Consider the following 17,215-nt stretch of genomic DNA (forward strand, 5'->3'; position numbering starts at 1 on the left):
GCGCCGGTTGCGTGCCGGACGGCCTCGTCGCGGGTGTGCCGAGGAAGGTTCAGGAGTGGAAGCGCCACGTGCCGGGCTGCGGCGCCCCGAGTGGGTAATTCGGCACGTGGGCGTGGCCGGGCGGACCGCCGCGCGTGCCGCTGACCTTGCCGTCGTCGGCGATCCAGGCAGCGCAGCCTGACACCGTGCAGCGACGGCGCAGGCTGTGGAAGATCAGCCCGAAGGTCACCCCGGCGGCGGTCGCCACGATCAGCGACAGGGGCCCGTCGCGGCGGACCTTGCTGTGGGCGCCGAGCCCCATGAGGAACAGGCGGGAGAGTTGCCGTTCCCAGGACTGCAGCGCATCCGTGTGCGCGGGGCTGCCCGCCCCGAAGTAGTCGGCGAGGTTCTGCACGTGGCGGCTGCAGGCCGCGATCACGTCGACCGCGTCGCGGTCCACATCGAGCTGATGGATCAGCGGGCGCCGGTCCGGGATCTCCAGTTTCGGCGCCGGCACCGTCGGATCCTGGTGCTGGGCCGGCATGTGAGCAACCAGTTCGAGGGCGAACATGACCTGGGTTCCCCACTGCTCGGCGCGCAGTGCCACCGCCGCGCAGATCGCCTCCCACTGGACTGTCGGGATGCTGTAGTCGGCAGGCCGAATCAGGCCACGGCTGTAGTCGGCCAGGGCGAAGGTGCCGCCGACGGCGGCCACCAGCGGGGTGTAGACAGCGGTGATCGCCGCGGCCATCAAGGCGATCGGGTCGCTCGCGGCGTCGACGGTGTCCGCGAGCGCGGTGAGTTCGGGGTCGGTGTAGGTGTGCCGCAACGGTGTTGCCATGAAGAATCTCCTCAGGTGAGCGGGTTGCCGGGGTGCGATGTGCGCACGCGGCGGTTGGTCAGGGGTTGGGCAGTTGCTGGCAGTGCTCGCCGATCGCGTCGGCGAGCCGGTCTGTGAATGCCTGCTCGTAGGCGAACTCGATGCGGTTGCGGCACAGACGGCACAGCTCCCGGTACGGGGCCGCACCGGCCGGGCTGCTGGTCGCGTATGCGTCGCCCGGGCCGCTGTCTGCGGCGGTGGGCAGCGTGTCCAGGACGGCGGGGTCGCCGTTGTCGATCCCGGCCAGCACCCGGCGCGCCGCGGCGGAGGTGTCGCCGGCCGTTCGTCCGCCGATGGCGTCCTGCTGCCACCAGGCGGCGGTGTTGTCGGCGTCCCCGCGGGCGACGGTCCGGATGGTGTCCAGCAGCGGCTCGCCCACGCGGTCCGGAAGGGCGCAGCCGGCGGGGGTCATCGGCCGGCTCCGTCGGGGCCGACGTCGGCGATCCGGTCGCACGCCTGCGGGCTCATCGCGGTCCACGGCCACTGCCAGCCGCCGATGACGTACCGGCCGAGCCGGTCCGGGCTGATATGCCGCAGAGTGAAGGCGCCGCGCTGGGCGGTTTCGTTGACGACCAGCGTGTCGTCGTGCCACTGCATCTGCGGCAGCTGCCGGTCCACAGCCAGGTCCAGGGCCCCGCCGGTCAGCCCGGTGCGGGCGAGCCGGTCGCGGGCGTCGATGCGCAGGCACATCTGGTCGGCGACGACCGCCTCAGCGACCGGGCGGGGGCAGGACCAGACGGCCCAGCCCTTCCACCAGTCGATCAGGGTGCCGGCGAAGCCGACCGCGACGCGGCGCCCGCCGGTGGCCGGATCGGGCTGCCACGCCCAGCGACCGGCGAAGATGCCGCGCTCGCCGATGCGCAGCGGCAGAACGGGCGGGGTGACAGGTTTCATCGTTGGTGCTCCTTCGGCGTGCATGAAGAAGCCGCCGGGGGCTGCCGGCGGCTCGGGTCGAACAGGTGGGGCTGTGCGAACACCGCGCGGCCGGAGGCGGTGGTGGGCTCGGGGTGCGGTCATGGCTTGCCGGGCCAGCCGGTGGCGCGCACGTAGGCGGTGTCCGCGATCTGCAGTACGTGGGTGTCCGGAGTCCGGCCGGTCCGGCGCATGTGGGGTGGCATGCCGAGAGTGACCGCGGCGAGGATCAAACTTCCGCCCGCCTCGTAGTCCGAGTGCTGTTGGAGCCAGTCACGGTGGGCGGGTGCGTCGAGGTCGTCGCTGTCCGGGCCGATGAGGATGGTGCTCGCTGGGGTCGGTGGTCCGCTGATGCTGAACAGCAGGCGAGTGAAGTGCGGCCACAGGTTCAGCCACCGCTGCAGACCGTCGGCAATCAAGAGGTCGGCGACGCGGTCCAGGTCGGTCTCGGCGAGGGACTGCCGGTAGCGGCTGACCGCCCGCTCCAGGATGCTGGCTCGCTGGTCGGGATCGCCGCTCAGGTACGCCGGCATGTAGTCGTCGTTCAACAGGTGCTCCCTATTCGTGGCGTCGGACGGAGTTGCCCGAGGCCGCAGCACGCCGACCCCGGGTCGCGCGGATGGGGTCGACATGCAGCGGCGTCGCGCGGTCAGGGCTGCCCGAGCGGGGCGGCGTGGGCGGCCATCCAACCGCCGCGACGGGCTAGCCTTGCGCCGTCGGTTTGACCGGCGCCGGGACGAGGGTGTGCAGCTCGTGGACGCTGTGGTGCAGCCATCGGTCGTGGACGGTGGCCTCGTACACGGTGACGGTGTCGGAGTCCGGATCGACGACGTAGAGCCACCCGAGCCACGCTCCGATGGGCTCGACCAACCGGATGCGGGCCGGGCGGGCGCGGGTGCCGCCGGGCGAGGGCTGTCCGACACCGGGCACGATCCGGTACGGGCCGGTGCGCTGCCGGGCGGCGCTGAGCTGGGACCAGTCCTCGGCGAGCAGCGCCGCGGCCATCGCCCGGCTGTCGCGTCCGAAGCCGTCCCAGATGGCTCGCAGGGTGGGGATCAGGATGTCCGGGCCGTCGGCCCAGTGCAGGTAGCGGGCGGTCACGCCACCGTTGTCGGGAATGCCGATGTAGCCGCGTTCTGACATGGTCGACCTTCTGGTTGGGTGTCGGCGCCGGCCGACGCGGAGAGGGATTGGCTGGTCGGGTCCCGGCGCGGGTCCGGGACCGGTGAGCGGGCGCTGCCCGCGGGGTTAGGGCTGGGGTTGGCCGAGTGGGGCGCCGTGTGCGGCCATCCACTCGGTCGGCGGCACCGCGCCGGCGGGGCCGGCGTCGCCGCGGACGTGGACCTCGAAGTGCAGGTGCGGGCCGGAGGAGTTCCCCGACGAGCCGACGTGCCCGAGCGGCTGCCCCGCGGTCACCTGCTGGCCGATGTGTACGAGCGGGCGGGCGGCCATGTGGCAGTAGCGGGTGAGAACCCCGTCGCCGTGGTCGAGGTCGACGTACCAGCCGCAGCCGCCCACGGTCGGTGAGCCGTCACGGTCGCAGCCGTGGGAGGCCGGGTCGATGTTGCAGATCGCCTGCACGACGCGGCCGGCCGCTGCGGCGCGGATCAGAGTGCCGCGCGGGGCGCCGAGGTCCACGCCCTGATGGTTCGGCCGGTCGCCGGTACGGAAGCCCGAGACGATCGGCGCCTTCACCGGCGCGATCCAGCCCTGCGCTCCGACCGGCGGGCACACCGGAAGCCCGGCGGTGGCGTCGGCGACGGCGGCGACCAGGGCGGTCGCGGCGGGCTCGTGCTTGGCGTAGGCGTCGGGGTAGGCCGACCGCTGTACGGCCTGCGCCGCGACGGTCACCGGCATCGCTTCCCAGCCGGGCATGGTGAGCAGCCGCTGGTAGAACTTCGTCGTCGCGTAGGCCGGGTCGCGCAGCTGCGCGATGGTGCCCCAGCCCTGCGACGGGCGCTGCTGGAACAGGCCGACGGAGTCCCGGTCACCGCCGGGCAGGTTGCGCAGGCCGGACTCCTGCATCGCGGTGGCGACCGCGACGACCCAGCCCCGCGGCGGGACCTTCAGGCGCGCGCCGACGGCGACGATCGTGGCGGCGTGGCCGGTCTGCTCGCCGTCGAACCCCGACACCCCGCCCGTGGACGCCAGGGCGTGCAGGCAGACGCCGGTGTCGCCGCCGACGCCGAATCCGGTGCCGACCAGGCCGGCGCCGCACAGCACGAGTCCGGCGACCGCGCAGACGGCCAGCGCGAGGATCTGCTTGAGCTTCATCCCGAGCTTTCCCTTCCCGACGGGGGCCGCGCGGGCGGGGCCGCAGCCGCAGCCAGGTGCTGCTGCGTGCTGCCGGTTCCGCCCCGCGGCGCGGTGGCGGCTAGGGCTGAGCTGCCCGGAGCGCGGCGGCGATGTCGCGGACGACGGTGAGGCAGGCGACCGGGATCTTCGGGAAGTAGCGGCCGTTGTCACCGCCGAGTACGGCGATGCGGGCGTGCTCGTCGCTGATCCGGCGGGTCACCACGTACAGCCGGCCGGCGGGGTGCTTCCAGCCCGGTCCGGCGACGGTGACCACCACGCCCTCGGTGATTGCCGCGGCGTCGGGGCCGGTGCGGGCGGCCTTGGCCCGGGCGACGGCGGCGAGGTCGTCCGGCGCCGGCCGGAACGCGGCGTAGAGGCCGGCCAGGGTGGTGCCGCCGACCAACGAGCGGACCTTGACTGTCTTCTTGGCGCCGTCGATCGCCTCGACCCGCCACACCAGGCCCCGGTGGCTGCGCTTGCCGTAGAACGGGTCCAGGACGACCAGGTCGCCGATGACGAGTTCGCCGGCGGCCATGCGCTTGGCGGTGGCCACCAGCTCGGCCGGGGCGGGTTGCCACAGCCGGGCCTCGACGTCGATCTCGAGCCCGCCGCCCAGCGGCCGGCCGGTCAGCGCCTGCCCGCCGACATGGGTCATCTCGTAGACGACGCCGATGGTGTCGGGCACGGAACGGTCGAGCGTGGCGAAGTCGCCGGCGGTGAAGGAATGCTGCGTGGACATGCTGGTCTCCTCGAGTTGTTGGGCAGGGTGGAACCGGCCGCGCACCTGGAGGGGTGCGCGGCCGGCGCTTCGGTGCGATTGGTTTGGGTCAGCCCGCGGGGCGGTCGCCGGTGGGCGGTTCGTCGGCGGGGGTGGTGCTGCGGTGGTGGATCCACAGCGGCCGGCAGTCGGCCGCGCCGAGGATGTCGGTCAGCTCCGTGCGGGCGACCTCGGCGGCGCTGGCGGCGTCGGCGGCGCCGACGTCTAGGCGCACCCGGGTGACGACCTCGACCTGCCAGCGCAGCCGTGGTGTGAGGGCCTCCCACGCGCGGTGGATCGCCAGGGCGAGCGAGGTGTCCAGGACGCCGGCGCCGACGAGTTCGCGGACCTCGGCGTAGACGGCCTCTTCCCGAGCGCGGCCGTGGCGGGCGTTGGCGGGCAGGGCGGCCAGCCGCCCGGTGACCGCGCCGGCCAATGCCTGCGCCATGTCGGTCAGCCAGCGCGGGTCCGGTTGCCCTTCCGCCCCGTTCAGGGACTGCCAGGCCAGCAGAAGCACCGCTTCCCACCGCTGCTGCTCGTCGGTCATCGCGCCACTCCGTTGGGCTCGGAGACCGGGGTGTGCCGGTCGCGCTGCCGTACGCGGGGGCGGTTCGGAACCGCGAGCGCGGCGGCCCGGTCGTGGACGTGTACGCCGCCGCCGGCGGCCTTGGACCGGTACATCGCGGCGTCGGCCTGGTGCAGCAGCAGCCGCGGCTGCACGCCGGTCACCCCGACCGCGACGCCGAGTGAGGCGCGCAGGTCGGTCCACCGGCCGTAGCCCAGCGACACCCGCGTCCCGGTGACCTTGGCGTGGACCGCCTCGGCGACGGTCCGCACGTCGTCGGCGGTGTCAGCGTCGACGATCAGCACGAACTCGTCGCCGCCGAGCCGCCCGACCAGCGGCACCGGCAGTGCTCCGAGTTCGCTTATCCGCTGCGCCAGCGCGCGCAGTAGGTCGTCGCCGGCGCCGTGCCCGTACTCGGTGTTGACCTTCTTCAACCCGTCGACGTCCAGCATGATCACGCTGGTGCGTCCGTCGGGGGCATGTCGGCGCAGGTATCGCAAGATCGCGCGGCGGTTGGCCAGCTCGGTCAGCGGATCGGTCAGGGCGGCGCTGCGCCAGTAGACCAGCCGCCGATGCATGGAGATGATGCCGGGGACCAGGGCGAGCGCGCCGAGCAGCATCGCGCCGAGGTTGGTCAGCAGAACTCTGGTGATGGACACTTCGAGGGCTCCTTCTAGCTAAGGAGCACCGGGTCGGCCGTCACGCCGTCCAAAGCTTTGACGGCCGGCCCGGGCTTGAGAGAACGGGATCCGCTGCTGCGGCCCGCGGGTGTCACTCGGCCTGGTACGTGGCGGGCTTGCCGTCGAGCTGGCGGACGCTGCCGTCGCCGGCCAGCTTGTCCAGCGCGTTGGCTACCGCGCCGGCCCCGGCGGTGTTGAAAGTGCCGTCGTTGGCCGCGTTGAGGATCTTGCAGACCTGGGAGACCTTGAGCGCCTCGTCCGGGCGCTCGCGCAGCACGGCCAGCACCGCTTCGCGCAGCTGACCCTTCGGCCGTGGCGGCTTGCCGGGCGAACGCCGCTTGCGCTCGGTGTCGCCGTCGCCGTCCGTGGCGCCCACCTGCTCCGCGGCCGGCTCCTGGGCAGCGACCGGCTCGCCGGCAGCGACCGGCTCGCCGGCAGCGACCGGCTCGCCGGCAGGTGCCGGTACCTGAGTGGGTTCGGCGTTCGTTGGACCGCCGTCGCCGTCGCCGTCGCCGTCGCCGTCGCCGTCGCCGTCGCCGTCGCCGTCGCCGTCGCCGTCGCCGTCGCCGTCGCCGTCGCCGTCGCCGTCGCCGTCGCCGTCGCCGTCGCCGTCGCCGTCGCCGGGCTGCGGCGCCTCGTCGGCTGAGGCGATGTTGTGGTCACCGGGTTCGGGCTCGCCGTCGAGCTGCTCGTCGAGCGCGGCCGGCTCGGGTTCCTCGTGGTGCTGCGAGTCGTCGTCGGCCACTGGGTCGGTGTTCGGCTCGCCGTTGGTGGTGTTGTCCTGCGGCTCAGCGGTGCCGGTCTGAGGGCTTTCGTTAGCGACCGGGGGGTCGGTGATGACCACGCTGTTGGGTCGATCCATGACGACGTCCCACCGGCCGGACGCGTCGCGGGCGACGGCGCCCTCCTCGGCGAGCTTGCGCAGGATCGGGTTGACGGTGGAATAGGCGATTCCAGCTTCCTCGGCGATCTCGGCGGCGGTGGCCGCGCGGCCGAGACCCCACATAGCGTGGACGACCTTCTGTCGGGCGGTCTGCGGCTTTTCTTCTGGTGTGGACATGCGGTGGTGTTCCTCTCTGGTGTTGTCGAGGCGTGGCTGATCCACGCTTCGTTTGGCGGATGGATCAAGTCGCCCGCCGGGGATGCCGCGCCGGGCGAAGAGGGAAAGGTCGGCTGCCGGGCACCGGCCGGCGGCGTGGGACGCCCCCGGCGCGGGGCACCGCCGGGTCAGCGGCCGGAGTGCGTGGGCTGGGCCGGCCGGGCGGCGTTGGCGAGTCAGCGGCCGAGGACGGAGACCGTTTCGCCGAGCAGCAGGGGTGCTCCGTCGGGGCCTTTGATGTGAGCGTTGATCCAGATCCGGTACGGCCTACCGTCGCGGTCGGTCAGCCGCCGCCAGTGGCCGCGCACCAGGAACCGGACCCGGTAGTGCCACCGCGGTTCACTGCCGCCGCGCTCGGCGGCGGTGCTGGTGCGGCGCAGCATGACCACCCGGGTCTGGTGCACCAGGGATGCGCGGGCGGCGCGGCGGCGGGCGTGTCGGTCCGGTGCCGCCGGGGCGGTGTGGGCCAGGGGTTGGGCCTGGATGCGCCAGAACGCGTAGGCGATCCGCGCGGATATCGGGGACTGCCCGGCGGTTTCGGTGATGCAGTAGCGGCCGTCCGGGGCCGATTCCCAGTCCCGCGCGCGGGCCGCGGCGGCGGTGCCGGGGCGGCCGGTCACTGGTTCACCGATGGCGAGTTCGGCGAAGTCGGTCAGCACGTAGGGGCCGAGCTGGGCGAGCGTGCCCGGGTGGCCGGCCAACACCGCGGCCCGGCGGGCGGCGGCCGGGTCGTGGGGGTCGTGCCGGTCGGCCCAGCCGCCGATGCACCAGCTGGAGCGTCCGTTCGTCGGGGTGGTGACGCGGGCCCAGGTGACGGCGCCGACGGAGGTGACCTCGCCGAAGGGGTTGCGTTGGTAGATCGGCTCGGGCAGGAACAGGACGCCGAAGTCGCTGGGTGCGATGTCGTCGGGCAGGACCTCGCCGGTCAGGTCGAGGGCGTCGGCTGCGGCGGCGACGATCGCGGTCATCGCCGGGGCGCACACGTACGGCTCCCCGTTGGACCAGGGGCCGCCGGTGATGCGCATCATCGCGGCCACGGCCTCGGCCGTGACCGGGGGTGCGTCATCGGGCCGGTGTTCGGCGCCGGTGTCGAGGTAGGCGCGCAGGTATCGGCGGGCCAGGTCGGTGCGGAAGTGATCGGCCATCCGGATGCGCAGGTCGACGGCGTCGCGGGCGTAGCCGGCGATGGTGTCGCCGGAGCGGAAGTTCATCGTGGTTCCTCCTGAACTGGCGCAGGAGGTGGCCACGCTCGGCGCGGCCACCTCACTGCGGTGCGTGGCGTTGCCCGAGTGGCCGAGCCCGGGTTCGGGGCGCGGCCGGTTGATGGAGCGGGTCAGACGGTGATGGCCAGCAGCCGGTCGTCGTCGCGCAGCCGCGCGAGGTGGGCGTGGGCGGCGGCGAGGTAGCCGATCCGGTCGGTCAGTTCCCCGCTGGCGGGACGCAGCGTGGCGCTGTCGGCGGTGATGACCGCGTCGGCGCAGACGCCGCCGGCTGCGTGCAGGTGCTGGTAGGCGGCGGCGCCGGCCTGGTAGGCGTCGACCTCGTACGGGTCCAGTTGCGGGGCGTGGGGCTGTGCGGCGTTGTGCGCCCGCATGGCAAGAATCCGGCGCTGTGCCAGGAAGTCGCGTTGCGCGGTAGCCAGCGGGTACCGGTCGCCGTACTGGAGGTGCTGGCGCAGGTAGTCGCTCCAGGGGTGGGCGTCGCGGGTGCCGCGGATGGTCGCTGACCAGAGCTGGTGGCGGATCGCGGCGGCCAGGGCGCTGGCGTGCCGCATCGCTTGCAGGTCGAGCAGCCGGATCGGTCCGCCGGAGCACCACCGCGGTCCGGACTTGCCGGCCCGCAGGTCGATCAGCGCACTGCGCTGCCAGGTGCGGACCTTGGGCCGCGTCCAGAACCGCGGTGTCGCGGCGCCGGCCTGGCCGAGCGCGGTCAGGTCGCGGCCGTCGGCGAGCACGGCCGTGGGTAGGTCGTCGGGCAGGCAGACGATCATCGTGCGGACCGTCGCCGGTACGTGGACCTCGACCGGGCTGTGGCTCGGGGCGGGCGCGGTGCTCGCGGCCGGGGGTCGGCTGGTGCCGGACGCCGCGGGGCGTGCGGTCCGCGCCGCGGTCCGGGCGGGGGTGGCTGGGGTGCGGCTGCCGTAGCGGGTCAGCGGCGTTCCAGCAGGAGTTGTCATCGGAGATCTTGTCCCTTCACAGAGTGCGCCCCTGGCCGGGGCGCGTGGAAGCAGCCGGGACCGCGGGAATGCGGTTCGGCTTGTTCGGTGCGCCGTGTCGGCGAGGTGGAGCAGCTCCGCTCAAGGAGCGGGCGAAAGCCGCGGCGGTGCCCCTGGGGGCGTGCGGTGCGGCGGTCGTGCCGGTGGTCGGGGTGCAGCGGTGATGCTGGTGGAGCGGTGGTGGGTGCGACCGTCGGGTCGCCGCGTGGGCGTCGGGCCGACCGGCTCACGGTGTGAGCGGGTGGGCGTGTTCGAGCCGTAGTGCGGCGGGGGTCCGAGGGTGGGACCGACCGGGTGGTGCGTGATGTGGAGGTGTTGAGGGCTTGAACGGTACGGGGGGCCGTTTACAACGCAACCTCGCTGCCGGGAGGCGGGAAACCGGCGCTGACCTGCGTTGTCATCGTGATCCAGCTCGGTTTGGCGGCGCCGTTGTCAACGCTGTCAACGTGATCAACAACGTCGACAGCGTTTACAACGGCCCATGCCGCTAGTCGGCTGGGTCGCCGGTGGGCAGCAGGTGCAGCGGCAGCGGGTCGGGCCGGCCGGGCAGGTACCAGACGGGCTCGTGCGGGGCGGGGGTGTGCGCGGCGACCGCGACCGGGGTGAGCAGCGGCGCGCCGGCGATGTCGGCCAGGAGCCGTTCGCGGCGCCTGCTGTCGGGTACGTAGAGCAGCAGGGCGCGGGCGGTGCCGGTCTGCTCGGCGAGCCGCTCGTAAGCGACGAGCTTGCCGACCACCCGGCCGACCGGCTCGGTGCCGGTGTCGTACTCGAGGAAGAACTCCACATCCCGGTCGTGGTGGGTCCAGATGCCGTAGCCGTCGGGTCGCAGCTTCGGCGACCGGGAGGCGAACACCGCGGTCGCGTGCTGCTCGGACCACCACGTGGTTAGCTGCGCGTCGTCGCAGGTCCGGGCGTGGCCGACCAGCGCGGTGAAGAAGCCGTTCACGCCCAGCAGGTGCCCCAGGCGGGGACTGCCGGCGATGCGGGTGCGCCGCTCGATGTGGGTCCGGGCCGGCCGGGCGGCGGGGTTGTCGGGGTCGTGCCAGGCGTCGCGGTGCAGGCGGGCGCCGAGCGGGCCGAGGGTGTAGCGCCACAAGCCGGAGCCGGGCTCGCCGGTGCGGGCGAACGCGAACCGGTCCAGCGCGCCGATGCGGTGCAGCAGCGTCAGGCGCAGCTGGGCCGCGCGTAGCGAAGGGAACAGGGCCTGGGCGATCTGCTCGGTGGTCAGGACGTAGTGCTCGGCCAGCCAGGACAGCAGAGTCCGGTCGCGGGCGGTGAGGTGACGCAGGGGCAGCAGCGGGTCGGGTGCAGGCATGACGAGATCACCTTTCGGCGAGGGGGTTGAACAGCGAGGTGGTTCGGAAGGGGGAAGGAAGACACACCTCCCGTGAGGAGGGAGTCTGGCCGGCGGGCGGCCCGCTGTGGCCGTTGTCAGGCCGCGGTCCTGCACGAACGCCGCCCGGGCCGATGGCGGTGGGCTTCGTTGTTGATCAGCAGGACGAACGGGGCACGCAGCCGGCCACGAAGGGGCTGCGAGCAGCGCTGACAACGGCCGTTGACAACGCCGGACCGCGGGCCGCTGCCGTGGCGAGGCTGTTCCGGTCGCAGCAGCGCGCCGATGGCAGAGTGTCGCCCGCGAGTCAGCGCGCCGCGCGCCGGGCCGCGGAGCGGCTCTACTGCGCTCGGACCGCCATATCGACGCGGTTGCCGGCGGCCGGGTCGACCAGGCAGTGCAGCCCGAGGCTGGTGATGCGGCCGTCGCGTGGACTCCACCGGGGCGCGGCGGCATCGTGTCCGAGCAGCGGGCCGAGGGAATCGATCGTGGCTTTCCACAGGTTCGGCCACGCCCGCCGTGGCCCGACGGCGAAGGCGAGCTGCAGCGACACCTCACCGTCGGGCAGCGGGTCGCCGCCGCAGACCTGCCCGTGCACCTGCTCCTTGTAAGCGGTGCGCTCGGATGACGCCGTGGTCGCCACGTCGTGGCACGCCACCCCGCCCGGGTCCCGGGTGGCCCTTGCGGTCGACACCGACACCGACGAGGTCACCGCGTGGCGTTTCGTCGCCCACACCGACGCGAACTGCTGCCCCGTAGCTGCTGTCAGCATCGGCACGAGAGGGAGCAGGTAGTTGTCCAGGTCGTGGTGCCCGAGCAGCGGTACCGCCGGCGGGAGCCCGATGTCCAGGCGCAGGGCGAGCGGGTCCGGGATGACCGCGAGCTGTTCGCCGATGAGCGATTGGACGTCGGCAACGAACGCCGCCGAGCGCGCCTGCCCCGGGGAGCCGGCCCTGTCCCTACTGCCGAGCGCCGCCGGCACGCTCAGCGCGCGGCCGACAGCGTCGGGCTTCGCGTAGAAGACCGGCCTCGTCACCGGCGCAGCGTACCGCCGGCGTCGGGCAGGGTCAGGACCCGTTGACCGGGTCCCTGCGCTCGCGGCGTGCCCGCTCGCGGCGTTGGGCTTCGACCTTGGCGGTGCGTTCGACGAGCTGGTCGATGCCGGACTGCCGCTGCTGGGGTACCCGCGAGGCCGCTGACTGGCGGATCGCGGTGACCGCCCCCACCACCGGCGCTGGCGGTAGGGTCTTGAGGGTGAACGGCGCGGTCTGCCGGCCGTCGACCACGAGCCGCCCGACCGCGGTGTAGGCGTCCAGGTGTGTCAGGTCGTGCTCGTCGAGTTCCGGCATGGTGTGCCGGGCCAGCACCCGAGCGTCCTCCGGCGCGACGGAGAAAAACACCTTGTTGCGGGCGTTTGCGCTGACGGCGGCGAGCAGCTCGCGGGGGAACTGGGCCAGGTCCTGGTGCGCCAACACCATCGCCAGGCGGTACTTGCGCGCTTCGGCCAGCATCGTGTCCAGGCTGCCGGCGAGGGTGAGGAAGTTCTGCGCCTCGTCTAGATAAATCGACGCGTCGCGGCGCTTCTCGGGCGCCAGGGACGCGCGGGCGGTGGCGGCCTGCCACACCCGGGCCAGGATCAGCGACCCCAGCAACTTCGACGTGTCCTCGCCGAGCACGCCCTTCGGTATCCGGACGAGCAGGATCCCACCGTCGAGGACCTTGCCCATGTCGAAGCTCGACTTGGGCCACTTCATCGTCCGCTTGACGAAGTCCCTCAAGAGGAAGCTGCGCAGGCGGGACAGGACCGGGCCGATGACCTGCGACCGCATCGCCGGGCTCATGGTGTCGTACCACTGCCAGAACCCGTCGAGGCCGTCCGGGTCGTCGAGGTCGGCGGTCAGCTCCGCCCGGAACTGCTCGGAGTTCAGCAGCGGCGGGATGTGCTGGAGGGTGACGTTGGCCTTGCGGAGCAGGGTCAGGCACGACACCCGCATCACGTCGTCCATCCTCGGGCCCCAGGCTTTACTGAAGATCGAGGAGAAGATGGCGACGATGTTGTCGACCATCAGGTCGTGGTCGTCGCCATCCAGGGGATTGAGGGCGGGCGGGTTCGGCTGATCGGGATCGAACAGCGTGACCCGGTCGGCGTGCTTGGGGTCCATCCGCTCGAGCACGTCGGTGACCAGATCCCCGTGCGGGTCGACCACGATGGTGCCGCGGTAGGCGTCGATGTCGGCCAGGATCAACCTGGCCAGCAGCGTGGACTTACCGGAGCCGGTCTGCCCGACCATGTGCGTGTGGTACCGCGCGTCGGTGACCTTGACCGCGACCTTGTGGCCGCCGACCTCGGCCAGCCCGAGGGGCTTGGTGCCCCGACCGCCGGTCGGGACCTCGATTGGCGCCGGGACGGCCTTGGCCCGCGCCCGGTCCAGGCCGGGCACGGCGAGGTCGTGCGGCAGTCCGGCCAGCACCGCGAGTTCGTCGGTGCCGAGAAGGAACCCGGCGCCGAGCCTCCGGTCCGCGACCGCCGCCGCCGGTTGGTGGAGGCGGTGGCGGCGGGCGAGTTGGTTGCGCCCGCTGTAGACGGCGAATGCTGAGGCGATCCCTGAGCCGATCCCGCCCAGGCGGGCGGCGATCTGCTGCCGGTGCTGGGCGCTCGGTGTACGGGTGCCGCGGGGTGTGGTGGTGATGGCGTAGCGGATGCCGGCTTGCCACAGCTGACCCGCGGTCTTCTCCATGATCGCCCGGACGTCCCGGTCGACGCCGGGATGCCGCGGCCCCGCCGCACCCGCGCGCGCGGTGGCGGGCGGGCCGGGCAGGAACACGTCGACCACGCCGCGCACCGCCGCGCCCGGGTCCACACCCCCGGCGACGGCCGGCTTGCCGGCCCGCAGCCGCCCGGCGGCCCGCCGTGCGCGGGCGTAGCGGCGCGGCGCCGCCGGCCGCGCCAGGACCTGGACGATGGCGTGTTCGTCGTCGCGCAGCCGGCCGGCGGCGGCGATGAGCGGCCGGAGCGGGTCGGCGTCGTGGTCGGTGTTGATCGGCAGCCACTCCGCATCCGACAGGGTCAGCTGCCCACCGACCGCCGTTCCGCCATCCGGCAGCGGCGGCGCCGGGTCGTCGAGGGTGGTGACGGTGGCGCCGGGCCAGGCGGCACGGGCGGCGGCCTCGACCGCGCCGGGCGGGATCGTGCCCGGCACCCACACGCTGATGGTCAGCTGCCGGCCGGCCCACCGGTACTCGAACGCGACGTGCGGCGTGCCGTACCGCAGCCGCTTGCCGCGGGCGGGGCGCAGGATGCCGGCCAGGTTCGACCAGAACACCCCGGCGCCGGCCGGGTCGACCTGCGGCGGCGGCGCGATCATGACCAGCCGCGCCCCGTCCGCTGAGCGCAGGTGTCGCAGGTTGCCGACCACCTGCCGCAGCGCGACCGCGGACACGGTGATCGCGGCCAGCGCGGCGAGCAACCACGGCCGCGCAGTCGCCCAGGCGACGATGTTGCCGCCGACGGCTGCCGGGTCCAGATTCGGCGGCTGGATCGCCGGCGCCGGCGACGCCGGCGCGGCGAGGAGCACGGAGAAGAAGGTGGAGGGCTGCATGAGGTCTCCCAAGAGATGTCAGAGAAGGTCGTCGTCGAGATCCGCGGGCGGCGTCGTGGACGCGATGGCCGCCTCTTCCGGCGAGGCCACGACCTCCAGCCCCGTGCGGTGCGCCCCCGCGAGCAGCAGCCCATGCCCCCGACCAGCGGCCAGGAGCAGCCGCCGTTCGCCGGCGGTGAGGCCGAACGCATCGGCGACCGCGTCGATCGCCTGCGGCGCCTGCCGCAGCAGCACCTGCGTCGCGGCGTTGGCGACGACGGCTTGGCCGAGGTCGGTGCCGAGCACATCCGCGGCGTCCTGCGTAGCGATGGTCAGCCCGCAGTTGCGCTTGCGGCCGGCCTTGGCGAGCCGGTAGAGGAACTTGGCGCCTTCGCCGTCGCGCATCAGCAGCCACGCCTCGTCGACCACCACCAGCCGCCGCGGCGTCGGCCGGCCGGGCTGGGGTTGGTGGTCGACCTGCTGCCAGATCGCATCCAAAGCGAGCAGGGTGGCGGCGGCGCGCTGCTGGTCGGGGCACTGCCGCAGCGACCACACCACCAGGTGCCCGTCGGGCCGGTGGGTCGACGGGCCGTTGAACAACCCCGCCGACGACCCGTCGACCCACGGCGCCAGGCGGACGGCGAGCTGCGCGCCGGCGCCGCCGACCTGGTCGAGCTGGGCGACCAGGTCGACCAGCAGAGGAGCCGGCCGATGGTGCGTCGCCGGGTCGGCGGTGACCCCGGCCGCCCGGTAGGTCGCCAGCACCGCCCGGTCCAGCGCGGCGCGCTGCGCCGGGGTCGGCTGCTCGCCGAGCAGCACTGCGACCAGGGTGTGCAGGAACAGGGCCCGGCGGGTGAGTACGTCGGGTCGCTTGTCGTTGCGGGGCAGGTCGAGCGGGTTGACCGTGACCCCGGCCTGCCCGAGCCGCACCACCGACCCCCCGACGGTGTCGGCCAGCGCGAGGTACTCGTCTTCCGGGTCGACGACCGCGACCTGCACCCCGTCGTAGAGGTGCCGCAGCGTCTCGCACTTCACGAAGAAGCTCTTGCCAGCGCCACTACGCGCGAGCACGACGAGGTTGTGGTTGTCCTGCGCCCACCGGTCCCACCACACGATCCCCCGGGACTCGGGGTTGAGGCCGTAGAGGACGCCGCCGTCGTCGGCCGGCTGTCCGGGCAGCGGCGCCGGCAGATCCGGACTAGCGAGAGGGAACGCCGCCGCGAGGGCCCGGGTGTCCATGGTCCGGCGCTGCTGCAGCCCGTCGTGGCCCAGCGGCAGGGTGGTGGTCCAGCCGTGCAGGTGCCGCCACGTCGCCGGCTGCACCTCCAGCAGGGTGGAGGCCGCGGCGGCGGCGACCTGCTGGCACGCCGCCTCCAACTCCAGCTCGGTACGCGCGTGCACGGTCAGGTAGATCCCGACCCGGAACAGCTTCGAGACCCCGCGGGCGAGTTGGGCGGCCAGATCCGCGGCGTCCTCGGCTGCGGCGTCCACGCCCGGGTCGCCGAGCCGGCCCTTCCCGGCGTCGGCGCGGCGGGACGACTCGTAGCGGGCGCGCTGCTTGCGCAGCCGGTCCGCGGCGATCGGCGCCGGCAGCGGATCGACGTGGATCGCCAAGTCGAGCCGGCCGGGCCACGACAGCAGTGGCTCGAGCCAGGCGGGACCGACCTCGGCGGGGTAGCCGGCGACGGCGAGGGTGGCGGCGTAGCCGTCGCCGACGCGGATGTGGCGGGGGAAGACCTCGACCGGCCCGCACGCGACAGCCCCCGCCGAACCATCGGCGGGGGCTGTCGTCGGGGTGCGCCGGCGGGGCGCGAACACACTCATGATCACTCCTGGAGTTGTCGAAGGCTTGTCATCGGGGCGACCGGCGTTGACACGCCCGCCGCCGGCCGGGTGCGGTGACAACTGCCGCTGTCATCGCAGTCGCTGATGTCAGTGGCGCGTGACAGCGCCGGCCGCGGTTGTCACCGCCGGCCGGCGCCGTGTCACAAGCGGCCGGCGGCGGTGACGGGAATGTCAGCGGCGGCACGCGCGCCCGGCAGCGCCGCCCGGTATGGGTCGACGGCCGCCGACAAGGCGGCGGCGACCGCGCCGGCATCGAGCGCCTGCGCTGTCACCCCGAGCGCGGTCAGCGCGCGGGCCGTGTCGTCGGCCCGCCGCGCGGCGGCGTGCCCGCCGGCCGGGTTGGCGGTGGTGACCACGAGGACCTGCCGGCGCAGCGGGTCGCGCTGCGATGCGAGCTCGGCGAGGAAGCGGGCGTGGTCGGCGCAGGCGTCGTGCAACGCCGGGTGCGGCAGCCGGGTCGCGCGGGCGGCCAGCCGGGCGGCGCGGGCGGCGAGGTCGACCGGCTGGGCCGAGACGACCAGCTGCGCGGGCTGGGTCAGGGAGTTGAGCCAGCGGCCGAACCCGTCGACCAGCGCGGCCTGCTCATCGCCGGTGCGCAACGCGAGGTTGACCGTGGTGGTGGCGACCAGCGCCGCCGCACCGCGCTCCAGGGCGATCTCACCGTCCGGTTGGATCGCCCGGGCGGGCAGCCGCAGCAGCGCCGGCCCCGTCCCGGCCCCCGTCGCCTCAGGCGCCCAGGTGGGCAGGGCTCCGGCCGCTGGTGGTTGAGACGCCAGGGCCTTGGGGGCTCGGCGGTGCCGCCACGCCTGGGCCAGCCACACATCCAACGGCTGGCCGTCGCGGCGGCCCACCGCCAACCCGAACGCCAACGCCCCCCACACCACCCCGCCCGCCACCAGGGCGAGCATCGGCACGGTGTGGCGCAGGGTCTGGAACAGCCCGTAGTAGGCGACCGCGGCGAGGGCGAGGACCGCGAGCTGCCGGAACGTGAGCCCGTAGAGGACCTTGTCGGGGGCGTCGACGTCGGCGGTGATCCGCGCCCGCACCGGGGCGGCGTCGTCGTTGGCGGTGGGCATG

At 73.8% G+C, this 17,215-nt stretch carries 17 protein-coding genes; all 17 read right to left on the minus strand.

Features of this window, described 5'->3' with window-relative positions:
- Positions 1 to 49 precede the first annotated feature (49 nt).
- Complete coding sequence (locus tag IEY94_RS09745; protein ID WP_189169746.1) at positions 50 to 820, minus strand: hypothetical protein; 771 nt, start codon at positions 818 to 820, stop codon at positions 50 to 52.
- Positions 821 to 878: 58 nt separating this feature from the next.
- Positions 879 to 1,271, minus strand: coding sequence for a hypothetical protein (locus IEY94_RS23430; protein WP_229783472.1), 393 nt, complete (start codon positions 1,269 to 1,271; stop codon positions 879 to 881).
- A complete protein-coding gene (locus IEY94_RS09755) occupies positions 1,268 to 1,753 on the minus strand; it encodes a hypothetical protein (protein WP_189169747.1) in 486 nt (161 codons plus the stop codon). Before IEY94_RS09755 ends, IEY94_RS23430 begins: the two co-directional genes overlap by 4 nt.
- Positions 1,754 to 1,872: 119 nt before the next feature.
- A complete protein-coding gene (locus tag IEY94_RS09760) occupies positions 1,873 to 2,319 on the minus strand; it encodes a hypothetical protein (RefSeq protein WP_189169748.1) in 447 nt (148 codons plus the stop codon).
- Between the two features lie 154 nt (positions 2,320 to 2,473).
- The gene (locus tag IEY94_RS09765) at positions 2,474 to 2,872 is read right to left on the minus strand and encodes a hypothetical protein (RefSeq protein WP_189169749.1); all 399 of its coding nucleotides are present in this window, start codon (positions 2,870 to 2,872) and stop codon (positions 2,474 to 2,476) included.
- A 147-nt stretch (positions 2,873 to 3,019) separates the two neighbouring features.
- Positions 3,020 to 4,045, minus strand: coding sequence for a M23 family metallopeptidase (locus IEY94_RS09770; protein ID WP_189169750.1), 1,026 nt, complete (start codon positions 4,043 to 4,045; stop codon positions 3,020 to 3,022).
- A gap of 100 nt (positions 4,046 to 4,145) precedes the next feature.
- A complete protein-coding gene (locus tag IEY94_RS09775) occupies positions 4,146 to 4,805 on the minus strand; it encodes a hypothetical protein (RefSeq protein ID WP_189169751.1) in 660 nt (219 codons plus the stop codon).
- Between the two features lie 88 nt (positions 4,806 to 4,893).
- Positions 4,894 to 5,370, minus strand: coding sequence for a hypothetical protein (locus IEY94_RS09780; protein WP_189169752.1), 477 nt, complete (start codon positions 5,368 to 5,370; stop codon positions 4,894 to 4,896).
- Positions 5,367 to 6,047 carry a GGDEF domain-containing protein gene (locus IEY94_RS09785; protein ID WP_189169753.1) on the minus strand — a complete coding sequence of 227 codons (681 nt, stop codon included), beginning with the start codon at positions 6,045 to 6,047 and terminating at the stop codon, positions 5,367 to 5,369. The genes IEY94_RS09780 and IEY94_RS09785 overlap by 4 nt, the downstream gene beginning before the upstream one ends.
- 112 nt (positions 6,048 to 6,159) lie before the next feature.
- A complete protein-coding gene (locus tag IEY94_RS09790; protein WP_189169754.1) occupies positions 6,160 to 7,128 on the minus strand; it encodes a helix-turn-helix domain-containing protein in 969 nt (322 codons plus the stop codon).
- Between the two features lie 215 nt (positions 7,129 to 7,343).
- The gene (locus tag IEY94_RS09795) at positions 7,344 to 8,378 is read right to left on the minus strand and encodes a hypothetical protein (RefSeq protein WP_189169755.1); all 1,035 of its coding nucleotides are present in this window, start codon (positions 8,376 to 8,378) and stop codon (positions 7,344 to 7,346) included.
- Positions 8,379 to 8,500: 122 nt separating this feature from the next.
- On the minus strand, positions 8,501 to 9,343 hold the full coding sequence (locus IEY94_RS09800; RefSeq protein WP_189169756.1) for a hypothetical protein: 843 nt from the start codon (positions 9,341 to 9,343) through the stop codon (positions 8,501 to 8,503).
- A 526-nt stretch (positions 9,344 to 9,869) separates the two neighbouring features.
- A complete protein-coding gene (locus tag IEY94_RS09805; protein ID WP_189169757.1) occupies positions 9,870 to 10,697 on the minus strand; it encodes a replication-relaxation family protein in 828 nt (275 codons plus the stop codon).
- A 358-nt stretch (positions 10,698 to 11,055) separates the two neighbouring features.
- A complete protein-coding gene (locus tag IEY94_RS09810) occupies positions 11,056 to 11,751 on the minus strand; it encodes a hypothetical protein (protein WP_189169758.1) in 696 nt (231 codons plus the stop codon).
- Positions 11,752 to 11,782: 31 nt separating this feature from the next.
- Positions 11,783 to 14,314: a type IV secretory system conjugative DNA transfer family protein gene (locus tag IEY94_RS09815; protein WP_189169759.1), complete on the minus strand. Its 2,532-nt coding sequence runs from the start codon at positions 14,312 to 14,314 to the stop codon at positions 11,783 to 11,785.
- Between the two features lie 18 nt (positions 14,315 to 14,332).
- On the minus strand, positions 14,333 to 16,117 hold the full coding sequence (locus IEY94_RS09820; RefSeq protein WP_189169760.1) for a VirB4 family type IV secretion system protein: 1,785 nt from the start codon (positions 16,115 to 16,117) through the stop codon (positions 14,333 to 14,335).
- A 161-nt stretch (positions 16,118 to 16,278) separates the two neighbouring features.
- Positions 16,279 to 17,214, minus strand: coding sequence for a PrgI family protein (locus tag IEY94_RS09825; protein WP_189169761.1), 936 nt, complete (start codon positions 17,212 to 17,214; stop codon positions 16,279 to 16,281).
- Position 17,215: the final 1 nt, after the last annotated feature.

The sequence above is a fragment of the Pilimelia anulata genome (assembly GCF_014647895.1).
Lineage (GTDB): Bacteria > Actinomycetota > Actinomycetes > Mycobacteriales > Micromonosporaceae > Pilimelia > Pilimelia anulata.

What these genes read in the sequence shown, in the direction of transcription:
- IEY94_RS09745 (WP_189169746.1), bottom strand. Translation starts at nt 820, where the DNA reads ATGGCAACACCGTTGCGGCACACCTACACCGACCCCGAACTCACCGCG.
- IEY94_RS23430 (WP_229783472.1), bottom strand. Translation starts at nt 1,271, where the DNA reads ATGACCCCCGCCGGCTGCGCCCTTCCGGACCGCGTGGGCGAGCCGCTG.
- IEY94_RS09755 (WP_189169747.1), bottom strand. Translation starts at nt 1,753, where the DNA reads ATGAAACCTGTCACCCCGCCCGTTCTGCCGCTGCGCATCGGCGAGCGC.
- IEY94_RS09770 (WP_189169750.1), bottom strand. Translation starts at nt 4,045, where the DNA reads ATGAAGCTCAAGCAGATCCTCGCGCTGGCCGTCTGCGCGGTCGCCGGA.
- IEY94_RS09775 (WP_189169751.1), bottom strand. Translation starts at nt 4,805, where the DNA reads ATGTCCACGCAGCATTCCTTCACCGCCGGCGACTTCGCCACGCTCGAC.
- IEY94_RS09780 (WP_189169752.1), bottom strand. Translation starts at nt 5,370, where the DNA reads ATGACCGACGAGCAGCAGCGGTGGGAAGCGGTGCTTCTGCTGGCCTGG.
- IEY94_RS09790 (WP_189169754.1), bottom strand. Translation starts at nt 7,128, where the DNA reads ATGTCCACACCAGAAGAAAAGCCGCAGACCGCCCGACAGAAGGTCGTC.
- IEY94_RS09795 (WP_189169755.1), bottom strand. Translation starts at nt 8,378, where the DNA reads ATGAACTTCCGCTCCGGCGACACCATCGCCGGCTACGCCCGCGACGCC.
- IEY94_RS09800 (WP_189169756.1), bottom strand. Translation starts at nt 9,343, where the DNA reads ATGACAACTCCTGCTGGAACGCCGCTGACCCGCTACGGCAGCCGCACC.
- IEY94_RS09805 (WP_189169757.1), bottom strand. Translation starts at nt 10,697, where the DNA reads ATGCCTGCACCCGACCCGCTGCTGCCCCTGCGTCACCTCACCGCCCGC.
- IEY94_RS09815 (WP_189169759.1), bottom strand. Translation starts at nt 14,314, where the DNA reads ATGCAGCCCTCCACCTTCTTCTCCGTGCTCCTCGCCGCGCCGGCGTCG.
- IEY94_RS09820 (WP_189169760.1), bottom strand. Translation starts at nt 16,117, where the DNA reads ATGAGTGTGTTCGCGCCCCGCCGGCGCACCCCGACGACAGCCCCCGCC.
- IEY94_RS09825 (WP_189169761.1), bottom strand. Translation starts at nt 17,214, where the DNA reads ATGCCCACCGCCAACGACGACGCCGCCCCGGTGCGGGCGCGGATCACC.